Below are 11,745 nucleotides of genomic sequence, written 5' to 3'. Positions count from 1 at the left end.
ATTGCAATGAGCGCTTCTGGGTAATCTGCGCTAAGTTTCTCCAAGCCTGCGTAGCTATTTGGAATGGTTCTCTCGCTTAGGGTTGTTCCGCTCTTGTCGAGTACGCAGATTTGATGTTTCTTATCACTGAGGTCGACGCCGACAATCGTTGCTTGCTTTGGTTTTTTTTCATATGAGCCATGAGCTTACCAGCAACCATGGCGCGGCCTCACCTCTCTTCTCATTCTATCTTTTATTCTTAGGGCAATAGAGCGTTAGTAGAGGGCAAACTTCCGTTAGCGGAAATAAAAAGTGGGGCTACAGTGGGGGGAGGGCTGAAAAGAAAAAGCTAGAAATTAAGGTGCCTGAATATGGAGAGTTACGCGAATCTGTGACGCAGAGGCTAAAGCGCATTCGTGAAGCATTCAGTGAAGCTAAGATGCATGCCGATAAGAGAGAGGAACTTGATAAGCTCATGCAGAAGAGTGCTGCTCAGTCACCTGCGTAAAAAAAGCAGAGCCGGAGCTCTGCTGATAGAGTGTGTCTTTTAATCGATGTCTGAGCTTAGGCTGCCGAGGAAGTAATTGTCGCGCAGTAACTCACTTTTTGACCAACCATCCATAGCTTTTAGTGTGCTTCTGGAGTAAGAGTTGAAAGCTTCGTACTGCTTGTTAGGCGTATAAAAGTTCCAACTTAGTGTTGGTAAAGTGAGTGGTGAGTCTTTGATTTTTTCAGCATCTGTCCACGCTTGAGCGAGGTCGCTGCGCTCCCTGAAGATAGTTTGAATCTGGGTGTATGGTGCAAAGCCGAGCATCTGGACAATTAGCTCTGCTTTTTGCTGCTGGTGCTGTGGTTGGGTTTTGTAATTTTGCAGGAGTTTATTCGCTGCATTGTAATAGTCTGGATCTAGCTCTAGTGCCTTTTGGAAAGCGGTATTGGCCGCATCGTACTTTTTCATTTTATTCAGCACGAGACCGAGTAGGTAGGGGGCTCTAGGGTTCTCTGGATTCTTCTCGACAAACTCAGTCAGAATACGTTCGGCAATCGGGTGCACACGCTCGTCTGAGTACAGTCCTTCACAGCCAAAACAATGGCTTTCGCGGGGGCCAAAGCTCACGGGCATGAGTGTGAATGCCTTTTCAAAGTGGGGGATAGCTTCCTCAAATTTACCATTTTTCGCGAGTGTTAGAGCGAGTCGTGACTGCAGGCAGTATGCGTCATTGAAGCGACCGAGTGAGGCTTTGTAGCGCTTGATTGCTTCTTGAATGAGGCCTGCGTAGAGGTAATCATCGGCAATTTCACCTTCGCGAATGGCTGAGACAACTTCACGGAAGAATGCTTCTTTTTCAGTATTGCCCTTCGCTTTGAAAACATCTGCGAGCACAGCGTAGGCTTGCATGCGTGAATCTTTCCCTTGATCGCCATCTGACGGGTCTAGCGTGATGGCTTGGTTGATCCATTTGTCCGCCCCCTCGATGTCATTAGCTGTTAGGGCGAGTTTAGCCTTCCAGATGAGTGGGCGTTCTTCGAATGGATCGAAGGCGAGCAATTGATCTAACAAGTCCGGGAAGGCCACCTTGTTCGTTTTCTGAGCCAATGCGTAGTAGGGATCATCGGAAGACTTGGACACGAGCAGGCGGGAAGCAATCGCCCATGCATCTTCGTGGCGTCCAGCTTTGCTAAGTTCTTCAACATAGAGTTGGCCAATGGATGGAGTGTCGCCCATTGCTGTTTCAAGTACTTCGAAGAAGGTGTAGCGAGTCAGTTTTTTATTGGATTGTAGTTTTTCAATCTCGGCAACGAACGCAGCCGGGGACCGAGTGTAGTAGCTACAGAGAATGAGCTCGATCAGCTCGTCGTGACTACTCAGATCGTCCTTATCTTCAATGCGGATGAGTTTGAGGAGCTTTTCTAACTGTTTCCAATCACCCTTGTTCGCGAGGTGTTTTTTTAGCTCATAAGGGACATTGCAGTAATTTTCTGGATCTTTGGCTTCCTTCTCAAAGCAGCGTTGAATGAGATCGATTGCTTTTTGTGCCTCAACTTCACGCTCTAGCAGGCTGCAGACTTTGTAGATCTGAGACAGGGCTTGGTCTTTATCGCTGTCATCGCTTGTGAAACCTTTTGCGATCTTCCAGAGCTGTTTAAGAGCTGCGTCGACCTTGCCTTCAGCTAGATCCTTTTCCCATTGCTCCTTTTTTTCCGGTTTGGACGTGTAGGGCTTTCGAGGCTTCAGTAGGTCAGGCTTCTTCTGAGCGATCCATGCTTGGGTAGCCTGTGGGTCTGAGGATAGGGCATAGAGCAATGCGATGACATCTTTGCGGTTGTGATCATCGATTTTGGTTTTTAGCAGGTGTGTTTGGAGAATTTGTTCTGCCTCCTGCGTGTTACCCTCGAGCACATTCTTGAAGATAGGGAAGAAGGTGTTTGCTGGGTGGTGAGGGTGCTTTTGTAGGCTGTCCTCGGCAAGTTGGAGCGCGTCTTGCCAGTGTTGTTTCGGTGGCAATTCAGCGTACAAGTATCCGAGTTCGTCGTACCAAAAGGATGACTCCTCCAGGTCGACATTGAAGCGCTCGTTCCATTCTTCAGCAGTTTGCGTAGCTGGCAGAGCTTGGCGTTCTTCGGAGGTGTATGAATGGTAAGGTGAGTAGGAACCACAGTGGCTCAAAACTCCGGCGACCAGGATACTAGAGAGGACAGTTTTCATAAGTAAGCAAAATGATGTTGCTTACTAACAAAGTGTTCAATCTGGGTCAATGTGATAGAAAATTCTCTGACGGGAAATAAAAAAGGCAGAGCGTGGTGCTCTGCCTTTTTATGAAATGGGTTATGTTGTTTTGAGCCTTAGAGGAGCGCTTTGAGGCGCTTGCAGACTTCCTCGACGTTTGCACGTGAGTTGAATGCGGAGATTCGGAAGTAGCCTTCGCCAGCGGCGCCGAAGCCGGAACCTGGGGTGATGACGACATTTGCTTCCTGGAGCATTTTGTCGAACATATCCCATGAGGTGAGGCCCTCTGGGCATGCGACCCAGACGTATGGGGCATTTTCTCCACCGAAGACTTTGAGGCCGAGCTCGGTGCAGGCTTCACGGAGGAGTGATGCGTTTGCCATGTAATGTTCTACGAGGGCAGCAACTTCTGCTTTACCTTGTTCGGAGAAGATTGCTTCAGCACCACGTTGTACTGGGTAGGATGCGCCGTTGAACTTAGTAGAAGTGCGGCGGCTCCAGAGTTGTTTGATGCTGATCTTTTCGCCAGACTCGGATGTGCCGAAGACGGTGTCAGGGATCACGATGTAACCACAGCGAACACCTGTGAAACCACCGTTCTTGGAGAAGGAGCGGAATTCGAGAGCGCATTGCTTAGCGCCTTCGATTTCGTAAATGGACTTAGGTACGTCTGCGTCTTGGATGAATGCTTCGTATGCAGCATCGTAAAGGATGATTGCGTCGTTCTTGATCGCGTAGTCAACCCATGCCTGAAGCTGCTCACGTGTAGCGGATGCGCCTGTTGGGTTGTTCGGGTAGCAAAGGTAGACGATGTCTACTTTCTCTTCTGGGATTGCAGGAACGAAGTTGTTTTCGGCGGTGCAGGGAAGGTAAACGAGGCCATCGTAGCGGCCAGCTTCGTCAGCTTCGCCTGTGTTGCCAATCATGACGTTGGTATCGACGTAGACTGGGTATACTGGGTCGGTGATGGCGATGGTGTTACCTGGGCCGAAGATGTCGAGAATGTTACCGGTGTCACACTTGGAGCCGTCGGAAACGAAGATGTCGTCAGCTGAGATATCGAGGCCGGAGAATGCGTTGTCAGCGATTGCTTCGCGAAGGAAGCCATAGCCTTGTTCTGGGCCGTACCCGCGGAAGGTGTCACGGCATCCGAGTTCGTCGACAGCCTTGTGCATGGCTTCTTGAACTGCTTTTGGAAGAGCTTCAGTGACGTCACCAATTCCGCAGCGGATGAGAGCTGCATCTGGGTTGGCCTCGGTGAAGGCTGCAACGCGGCGGCCGATTTCTGGGAAGAGGTACCCAGCCTTTAGTTTAAGAAAGTTGTCATTAATGCGTGCCATAACGGCGCGGATGCTGGGCAGCCTTGGTGGAAGATGCAAGGCTGGAATGTTAAATGTTGAGCTCGTGAGGGGGAATAGTTAGTAGTCGGCTATGCAATCGGGAAGGGGGATCATACTGCGGCTCACAAAATTGAGTGATACGAGTCTGATTGTGACTTGGTGTGTTGAGGGCCATGGATTGGTAAAGACCGTAGCGAAGGGGGCTCGCAATGCGAAGGGGAAGTTCAGTGGTAAGATTGATTTGTTTTATTTGGCCGAGATTGATTGGGTGGAGAGCCGGCGCAGTGAGTTGCATACGCTGCGCGAGGTGCAGCCTTTGGAGTACCACGCGGGCTTACGGCAACGCTACAAGGACGTGCTGATGGCGGGATACTTTAGCGCTCTGGTTGAGCATGTCATGGAGGTGGGGCTGAGTGAGGAGGAGGTTTTTGATTTATTACAAAGGGCATTGCAGTATCTGGATCAAAAAGGTGGGGAGCGACGTGGGCTTGAGCACTTTGAGAATGAGTTGGCCAAGATGACTGGGGTTTGGGATGGCAAGCGACGTTCCTTTTTGGCTTTGGAAGATGCCTTTGGCAAGTTGCCCCCCACGCGGAAGCAATGCCTTGAGTTGCTTGATGCGTAGGTTGAGCGTGCGGAAAAAGTGAAAAAAATCAGACTTTGTGTTAACGCATGGGGTGGATCTGCCTGTATGATAGGCGAATGGGACTTTTTTCACCAGGCAATGACGACGAAGTGGTCACGCAGATAGCAGCGCATCAGGCTGAGATTCTGGCGTATATTCAGTCGTTGTTACCGGGGGATGCCTCGGTGAAGGATGTGTTACAGCGGACGAATTTGGTATTGTGGAAGAAGCGTGGGAGTTATGAGCGGGGGACGAAGTTTTTGAGTTGGGCGTTTAGCGTGGCGTATTGGGAGGTGCGTGCATTTTTAAAGGAACGCAAGCGCAAGGGATGGTTGGTAGTGGATGACGAGTTGGCGAAGAAGGTATCGACGACGATGGGCGAGGTGGCTGAGGAGGATGGCAGCATGTATGAACTTAAGGGGGCATTGGAGCTGTGCTTGCAACAATTGGCACCTAAGGAATTAGATTTGATCAACCAGCGCTATTATGACGACGCTTCGATCGAGGAATTATCTCAGGTGACGGGGCGGCCACTAGGGTCATTGCGGGTGAGTTTGTATCGCATCCGTGCAAGTTTGAAGCGATGCATTGATGCGAAGATCAGTATGGGAGGAGGAGTGTGATGGAGGAGAAGGCGTTAGAAATGCGCATCCAGCAGCTATTGGATGGGAGCTTGAGAGAGGAGGATTGGGCGGAGTTACGCGCGCAGCTCAATGAAGATGATGCGGCGCGTCGGGTTTATGTTCGGTATGTACGGATGCACAGTGCACTTCAGCAGAGAGCAGTGGGGATTGATGCTTTAACTTCTCCTGAGCCTGTGATTCCTCTGAGCCAATTGAACCGTCACAGGAGGATGCGGACGCTGAAGTATGCCGCGGTGGCAGCGGTAGTGATTCTCAGTGTGACCTTGTTGGTGTTGCAGTTGACTTTATTGACTGGAGAGCGGCAGGGGGCCAGTTATGCGGTGTCTCCTGGGACGGTGTTTGAGCATACGATGGCAGAGGGAGATGGCGAGATGGGGCGAGTGGAAGTTGGCGACCGGATTGAGATTAAGCAGGGTGCGATGGAGGTGGTGTTTGAGAATGGTGTTAGAGGGCTAGTGATGGCACCGGCTGATGTGAGTTTGCATGAAGGTAATACTCTCTATGTCAATGAGGGGAAGATGTGGTTTGAAGTGCCCCCTAGTGGTGTGGGGTTCACAGTGAAAAGTAGGGAATTGGTGGCGAGAGATTTGGGGACGCGCTTTGGGGTCCAGGTTGCGGATGCTAGCTATGATGAAGTGCATGTTTTCGAGGGCCTCGTGGAGGTACAGGGCATTGGAGCACTGGGTGAGAAAAAAGTGATCGAAGCTGGGCAGGGCTTACGGGTGGATTCCGCGGGTCGTTTGATAGAGGTGGCAGTAGATCCATCTGATTACATTGAAGAACTCCCATCAGCACTTCCGCATTTGCATTGGAGTTTTGATTCTGGGGCGATGCCTGAGCCTCAGGCTATCGGTATGGTTGGGGGAGAGGTTGCTACTAAGCTGATGGGGCAGGATATTTACCCAGTGGATGGTGTGTTTGGTGAGGCTCTCTATTCTAACGGGTTGGGGGGGTATGTGTTGACTGACTGGGCAGGCATTGATGGTGATCGTCCTCGCTCTGTGGCCTATTGGGTGAAGGTGAAGAAGGACGCCCCTGCACGGCCGGGAATTTTGTTGGGTTGGGGGGACAAGAATTCTGATGACCGTAGCCCGTGGCGCGACTCACTGGAGAGTTATTTTGTTTATCACAAGGTGTACGGTAAGGAGGTGAAGATGGGCTTGTCTGCTGGGAATTATTGGGCACAGACGGACTTTGCTCTGAACGATTCTGAGTGGCATCATTTTGCCTGTGTGTATAGCGGGGAGCAGAGACCGACAGGTGGTCCAAAGTTTGACATATACATTGATGGGGAATTGCAAGAGGTGCGCTACTTTCAGCACCAGGGGGAAAGATCGGAAAAGTGGGGGCGAGGGGGGCTACAGACCAAGACCGAGGGAGTTGGGTCCAAGCCGCTTCAGTTGTTTTCTGAATTACGCTCTACGGAGGAAGGGGGCAACGGGTTGTTAGTGGCTATTGATGAGCTCTACGTCATTGATGGAGCGATTAGTGGGGAGGCGGTGCAGCGCCTCTATGAGAATAATCGGTTAGAGACTGCGGCAGAGGAAGCAGATGAATAATTTCTCAAGGTCTAGGTTGTGTGACTGTGCAATCAGGGGCCTTGGAAGCAACAACATAGACAAAATGAAAAAGACATTAATTCCGCTGATTGCGGGTATGACGACACTGACGGGTGTGGAAGCAGCAGTGATTACTTGGGACGCAGGAGTTGCCCCAATCACGAGTGCAACTGATATCATCAATGATGGAGAGGCCGCTGCGAATCTCACCTTCACATGGGATGTATGGCCATCTGGTACAAGCAATGCCCTTGCGGCAGGAGGCGCACTGAACTTTGGGCAGGCGACAACGGCTATCAACGGGGTGGACTTCACTGATGTGGGTGGGTCTGGTGCGTTTGGCTATTCCACGGGTGATGCCAATCTCGACAATTTGAACCAATACCACAGTGCATTTGGTAATGGCTCTGACCCTTGGGTGTTAAACATTGCAGGACTAGAAGAGAATACTACATACAAGATTCAAATTATTGGGATCAATGACAACCGAGGTGGTGGTATCAGTGGGCGAACCACGCAATTTCAGGATCAGTCAGGCGGGCTCGCGAGTGCGACTTTGACTCGCGGTACTGGCGGCTCTGTGATTGGTACATTCACAACTGGGGCTGGTGAGACGGCTTTTGACATTCATGGGCTAGGCAGCAGTGATCCCGGAGCGGCGGGTATTGTTGTACGTGCGGTCCCTGAGCCCAGCGCTACTGCGTTATTAGGGTTAGGCGGAATGGCGCTGATTCTTCGCAGGCGCAAGTAGAGGAGCATAAGAACTTCCCAACACATGAAAATGGATCCTCAGTCCGAGTTTGTTCGGGCTGGGGATCTTTTTTGGGGGGTGGTTGAGGGAAAGAAGAGAGGACGATTTTTATTGTGTGAACGGTCGTTTACAGTTATTTCTATAGAGTTCCCTCCATAATAATAACCCCACATGGAATAAATGAATGCTGGAACGGCAAATATAATTGAGATGCTCTCAGACAGGGTGGAAACGCTCTGTGAGAAAGGCGAATGGCAGGAAGCGTATCACGCTTCGCAGGCAGTGGTAGATAAGGCGCGCAGTGCAGTGGCTCACCAAGAAGGTGGTTCAGAGCTTGCGTTAGCGGGTAGTTTAGAGATTCAAGCGGATTTGTTGAGGCAGACGGGGCATTTGGAAGATGCGAGGTATAGGTACCACGAGGCATTAGAGATTCTTAACCAGCTTGAAGGGGACCACGACCAAGTGTTAGCACGTATCAGTGCGAGTGTTGCAGTACTATACGATAGTGTGGAGAACGACGTCGAGGCGGTGCGTTTTTATGAGCGTGCGATTGAGCTATACGAGCGTGCGGGGATGGGAAGCTCTGAGGAGGTGGCCGATGTTTGTAACAATGTTGGTTTTATCTATCGGTCGATAGGAAACTATGATGCGGCTGAAGATTTGTTCTTAAAGGGCTTAGACATCTGTAATCACACATTGGGCTTGGAGCACGAGAAGACTGCGACGCTGTGTAATAATCTGGGAGCTTTATACTTAAAGTCTGAGAAGGCGGCGCAAGCGAGAGAGATGAATATGATGGCATTGGAAGCTCGCTTGAAAGTGTTAGGAGGAGCTCATCCTGACACGGCGCAATCGCATGCGAACTTGGCTCTATCACTATGCCAAGGTGGTGAGGCTGAGGAAGCAAATGAGCACTTCAAAGCTGCGGTCAAGATTTACGAGAGGAATATCAAGTCAGAGAGCCATGAGTATGCGGCAGTGGTGGAGAACTATGCTGAATTTTTGAAGATCTCCGATGACGAGAAGTCAGCCGACAGCCTGATTAAGAAAGCGCAGAAGAAGCTCTCAAAGCTGAGTGCCTGAATCTTAGGGATAGATCGCGGATTTGGTCAGCCATTTTTCGAGGGTGGCATCTTGCGCTGTGACATTTCCGAAGACGCGATAGGTTGAGGCCTCGAGGGCTGGTGCGTCGTTTTGCTTTTCATCCACCACACACCATGGGGGGCGTCCTGAGGAATGAATGAAGTGGAGTTTGGAGCCATCGTGGACGATGAAGCCGACATGTTTATCGAGCCCGACGATATAGATACCAGCGGGGCGAGAGAGGATGAGTTGGCAAAAGGCCTGATAGCCCATACCTGAGCGGATGGTCATGGCCTCTTTGGGGACGTAAGCTCCGAGGATGATTTGAGAAGCTTGTTGTGAGAGTTTAATGCGTGGGAGGTTGAAGCCGAGGTCACGCATGATGGTATTGACGAAGTAGCCGCAGGCGATCTGTCCTTGGCCGGGGGTTTCGGAGGTGCCGTTGTAGTCCCAAGGGGTGCCGAGCCAGCAACGCATCATGAGTGGCGCTGCAGAGAGGATGAGGCTTCTAGACTCGTCGATGATAGCTTGTTTTTCTGACTCTGACTGGGCGTTAGTATATCGTCTTGCGAGTTGAGCTTGGCGGGATTGGATGTCTTTTTTGAGGACGCTATAGAGCTCTGGGTTTGGGGCTTCTTTTTTAGATTTGGCATAGATGCTGGTGAGGCGCCATTCATCTTGGAAGAGCCAGAGGCAGGTGGCTAGGGTGGCTGCGGAGCAGAGCAAAAAGAAAGTCACGAGCACAGCGCGATAGCTTGGTGATCGTGACTTGTTGGATTGTTGTTTTTTTTTGCTCATGTGCTTGAGCAATGAGTATGGAGGCTTTTCTGTGAGACGTCGACTAACATTCTACGACGTTCACTGCGAGGCCGCCGCGCGCAGTTTCTTTATATTTTTCCTGCATGTCACGTCCGGTGTCGCGCATGGTCTTGATGACTTTATCGAGTGAGACGAAGTGTGAGCCATCGCCGTTCATTGCCATTCTAGCAGCATTGATCGCTTTGACTGAGGCCATGGCATTGCGTTCGATACAGGGGATTTGGACTAGGCCGCCGATAGGGTCGCAGGTGAGTCCTAAGTTATGCTCCATACCAATTTCAGCGGCATTTTCAACTTGGGCTGGGGAGCCGCCGAGGAATTCGACGAGAGCGCCAGCTGCCATTGAGCAGGCGACTCCAACTTCTCCTTGGCAGCCGACATCGGCGCCTGAGATAGAAGCATTTTTTTTGTAGAGGTTTGCAATGGCTCCGGCGGTGAGGAGGAAGCGGTGGATGCCATCTTTATGGGGGCTTTGCTTGAAGCGTGTGGCGTAGTGGAGGACGGCGGGGATAATGCCGGCTGCGCCATTGGTTGGAGCAGTGACAACGCGTCCGTGTCCTGCATTTTCTTCGTTCACAGCGAGAGCGTAAAGGCCGACCCAGTCGAGGACTGAGAGCGGGTCAGAGAGGGTGGATTCGGCACGTGTGGTGAGTTGTTGGTAAACGGTATGTGCTCTACGTTTTACTTTGAGACCGCCTGGCAAAGTGCCTTTGTTAGCGATGCCATTTTCGACACATTCCTGCATGGTTGCCCAGATTTGGTCGAGTGCGGCGCGGGTTTGTTTCTCGGGTCTGATCGCATTTTCGTTAGCGAGCATGATTTCTGAGAGGTCGCAGCCTAGGCTATCGGCGATTTCTAACAAGTCGTCAGCGGAGTCGAAGGGATGTGGTCCGGCAGTTTGCGTGGCATCGGGTTGAGGGTTTTTGAGTTCTTCTTCACTAGAGATAAAGCCACCACCCATGGAGTAGATAATTTCTTCAAAGATGACGTTATTTGAGGCATCTCTGGCGGAGAAGTGCATGCCATTGGGGTGGAGTGGGAGCGGCTGATGGCGGTGGAAGTCGAGATCGCGCTTGGGGTCGAAGTGGATGGATTTACCGCCGGGCAGGGAGATTTTATTTTCTGACTTGAGGGTATCGAGTCGGGAGTCCATGGTCGCGACGTCGACGGTATCTGGCATTTCGGACATGAAGCCGAAGATGAGAGCCATGTCTGTGCCGTGGCCTTTACCAGTGGCTGCGAGCGAACCGTAGAGGTCGCAGCGCACATTTTCAGTTTGCGCGATCAGTTGTTTATCGGCGAGCGCTTGGATGAAGGAGCAAGCTGCTTTCATTGGGCCAACGGTATGAGACGATGATGGGCCAATGCCGATGCTAAAGAGGTCGAGTACGGAGACGTGCATAGCGCGAGTGGGGTTGCGTCTCGATAGCTAGCTCGAGGCGCGGGGTGAAATTTTCAGCTGGTTAGATCCCTCTGCTAGAGTGGGAGGATTTCAACTTCATAGCCATCTGGGTCGGTCACGAAGGCCATTTGACGGTTTGCAGGGTCTGCGAATTTGCTGCGCCAATTTTCAGGCCAGATTTCGATGCCATCATTTTCGAGTTTATCGCAGTATGCGATGACATCATCGACACCGACGCAGGTGTGCATGAGGTCTTCGGGGAAGTCGACTTTGAAATCGGGTGAGTAGCAGAGTTCTAGGAAGTGCTCGGAGTCGGGGATTTCGAGGAAGGCGAGTTTATTTCCTTGAGGAGAGTCTTTGCGGTCGCGGAGTTTGAATCCGAGTTTTTGGTAGAAGTCGATGGTGGTATCGAGGTTGCTGACTCGGATGCGGGTGTGTAAGAATTTCATAGTGTGTAGAAGTGAGAGTGGATAGTGTATGAATGTGAATGGTTTAGTCGATTTCGTGATCTTCGAGGACCCGGTAGGTTTCGCGGTTTTTTCTGATGTAGACTGGGTCACCGAATTCGTCAGGTTCCCAGCCATTTTCGAGGCCGAAGTCGATGATGGGGACGACCCATTTGAGGTTAAAGAGTTTGGGGACTTGAGCGACGAGGATTTGTCCGCCCTCGATTTCGTTGAAGGCGATACGCACTTCCGTACCTTTTTGGGTGGAATAGGCGCGCCAGCGGTATTGGACGTCGTCGAGCGTGATAATTTTACTGCCTTTACGAGGAAGGTTCATGAGTAAGTGTTGAGTGCTTAATGTTGAATGGT

13 protein-coding genes are annotated in these 11,745 nt (G+C 51.1%); 6 read left to right on the top strand and 7 right to left on the bottom strand.

All coding sequences use genetic code 11. The features are described from left to right. A partial coding sequence (locus tag ACFSW8_RS03000) for an IS110 family transposase (RefSeq protein WP_377177403.1) occupies positions 1–146 on the bottom strand: 146 nt, incomplete at its 3' end. Positions 147–340: 194 nt separating this feature from the next. Here ACFSW8_RS03000 and ACFSW8_RS02995 point away from each other — a divergent pair. Next, the gene (locus tag ACFSW8_RS02995; RefSeq protein WP_377089004.1) at positions 341–487 is read left to right on the top strand and encodes a hypothetical protein; all 147 of its coding nucleotides are present in this window, start codon (positions 341–343) and stop codon (positions 485–487) included. 39 nt (positions 488–526) lie between these two features. Here the strand turns inward: ACFSW8_RS02995 and ACFSW8_RS02990 are convergent, their stop codons facing one another. Continuing rightward, on the bottom strand, positions 527–2,686 hold the full coding sequence (locus ACFSW8_RS02990; protein WP_377089005.1) for a tetratricopeptide repeat protein: 2,160 nt from the start codon (positions 2,684–2,686) through the stop codon (positions 527–529). Between the two features lie 137 nt (positions 2,687–2,823). Continuing rightward, the gene (locus ACFSW8_RS02985) at positions 2,824–4,047 is read right to left on the bottom strand and encodes an LL-diaminopimelate aminotransferase (RefSeq protein WP_377091454.1); all 1,224 of its coding nucleotides are present in this window, start codon (positions 4,045–4,047) and stop codon (positions 2,824–2,826) included. Positions 4,048–4,138: 91 nt separating this feature from the next. Between ACFSW8_RS02985 and recO the strand changes: the two genes are divergently transcribed. From recO to ACFSW8_RS02960, 5 genes are all read left to right on the top strand, one after another. Continuing rightward, positions 4,139–4,672, top strand: a complete 534-nt coding sequence (recO, locus tag ACFSW8_RS02980) for a DNA repair protein RecO (RefSeq protein ID WP_377089006.1) — start codon at positions 4,139–4,141, stop codon at positions 4,670–4,672. A gap of 77 nt (positions 4,673–4,749) precedes the next feature. Beyond that, on the top strand, positions 4,750–5,295 hold the full coding sequence (locus ACFSW8_RS02975) for a sigma-70 family RNA polymerase sigma factor (protein ID WP_377177401.1): 546 nt from the start codon (positions 4,750–4,752) through the stop codon (positions 5,293–5,295). Further along, complete coding sequence (locus ACFSW8_RS02970; RefSeq protein WP_377091456.1) at positions 5,295–6,875, top strand: LamG-like jellyroll fold domain-containing protein; 1,581 nt, start codon at positions 5,295–5,297, stop codon at positions 6,873–6,875. Before ACFSW8_RS02975 ends, ACFSW8_RS02970 begins: the two co-directional genes overlap by 1 nt. A gap of 64 nt (positions 6,876–6,939) precedes the next feature. Continuing rightward, positions 6,940–7,626: a PEP-CTERM sorting domain-containing protein gene (locus ACFSW8_RS02965; RefSeq protein WP_377086013.1), complete on the top strand. Its 687-nt coding sequence runs from the start codon at positions 6,940–6,942 to the stop codon at positions 7,624–7,626. Positions 7,627–7,806: 180 nt separating this feature from the next. Then, positions 7,807–8,709, top strand: a complete 903-nt coding sequence (locus tag ACFSW8_RS02960; RefSeq protein WP_377086009.1) for a tetratricopeptide repeat protein — start codon at positions 7,807–7,809, stop codon at positions 8,707–8,709. 3 nt (positions 8,710–8,712) lie between these two features. Here ACFSW8_RS02960 and ACFSW8_RS02955 read toward each other — a convergent pair whose 3' ends face one another. From ACFSW8_RS02955 to ACFSW8_RS02940, 4 genes are all read right to left on the bottom strand, one after another. Continuing rightward, positions 8,713–9,507, bottom strand: coding sequence for an NlpC/P60 family protein (locus tag ACFSW8_RS02955; RefSeq protein WP_377086008.1), 795 nt, complete (start codon positions 9,505–9,507; stop codon positions 8,713–8,715). Positions 9,508–9,550: 43 nt separating this feature from the next. Continuing rightward, a complete protein-coding gene (locus tag ACFSW8_RS02950) occupies positions 9,551–10,930 on the bottom strand; it encodes an L-serine ammonia-lyase (RefSeq protein ID WP_377086007.1) in 1,380 nt (459 codons plus the stop codon). 74 nt (positions 10,931–11,004) lie between these two features. Continuing rightward, positions 11,005–11,379 (bottom strand): VOC family protein, encoded by a 375-nt coding sequence (locus ACFSW8_RS02945; RefSeq protein WP_377086005.1) that lies wholly within the window; start codon positions 11,377–11,379, stop codon positions 11,005–11,007. Positions 11,380–11,422: 43 nt separating this feature from the next. Next, a complete protein-coding gene (locus tag ACFSW8_RS02940) occupies positions 11,423–11,713 on the bottom strand; it encodes a hypothetical protein (RefSeq protein WP_377086004.1) in 291 nt (96 codons plus the stop codon). Between the last annotated feature and the right edge of the window lie 32 nt (positions 11,714–11,745).

It is taken from the genome of Rubritalea tangerina (assembly GCF_042683245.1).
Taxonomy (GTDB): domain Bacteria; phylum Verrucomicrobiota; class Verrucomicrobiia; order Verrucomicrobiales; family Akkermansiaceae; genus Rubritalea; species Rubritalea tangerina.
Note: the sequence above shows the minus strand (reverse complement) of the source record. Positions and strands in the feature narration are given on the sequence as shown.

Excerpts from the sequence above, each read along its gene's own strand:
- ACFSW8_RS02990 (WP_377089005.1), bottom strand. The coding sequence starts at position 2,686 with ATGAAAACTGTCCTCTCTAGTATCCTGGTCGCCGGAGTTTTGAGCCAC.
- ACFSW8_RS02985 (WP_377091454.1), bottom strand. The coding sequence starts at position 4,047 with ATGGCACGCATTAATGACAACTTTCTTAAACTAAAGGCTGGGTACCTC.
- recO (WP_377089006.1), top strand. The coding sequence starts at position 4,139 with ATGCAATCGGGAAGGGGGATCATACTGCGGCTCACAAAATTGAGTGAT.
- ACFSW8_RS02975 (WP_377177401.1), top strand. The coding sequence starts at position 4,750 with ATGGGACTTTTTTCACCAGGCAATGACGACGAAGTGGTCACGCAGATA.
- ACFSW8_RS02970 (WP_377091456.1), top strand. The coding sequence starts at position 5,295 with ATGGAGGAGAAGGCGTTAGAAATGCGCATCCAGCAGCTATTGGATGGG.
- ACFSW8_RS02965 (WP_377086013.1), top strand. The coding sequence starts at position 6,940 with ATGAAAAAGACATTAATTCCGCTGATTGCGGGTATGACGACACTGACG.
- ACFSW8_RS02960 (WP_377086009.1), top strand. The coding sequence starts at position 7,807 with ATGAATGCTGGAACGGCAAATATAATTGAGATGCTCTCAGACAGGGTG.
- ACFSW8_RS02955 (WP_377086008.1), bottom strand. The coding sequence starts at position 9,507 with ATGAGCAAAAAAAAACAACAATCCAACAAGTCACGATCACCAAGCTAT.
- ACFSW8_RS02950 (WP_377086007.1), bottom strand. The coding sequence starts at position 10,930 with ATGCACGTCTCCGTACTCGACCTCTTTAGCATCGGCATTGGCCCATCA.
- ACFSW8_RS02945 (WP_377086005.1), bottom strand. The coding sequence starts at position 11,379 with ATGAAATTCTTACACACCCGCATCCGAGTCAGCAACCTCGATACCACC.
- ACFSW8_RS02940 (WP_377086004.1), bottom strand. The coding sequence starts at position 11,713 with ATGAACCTTCCTCGTAAAGGCAGTAAAATTATCACGCTCGACGACGTC.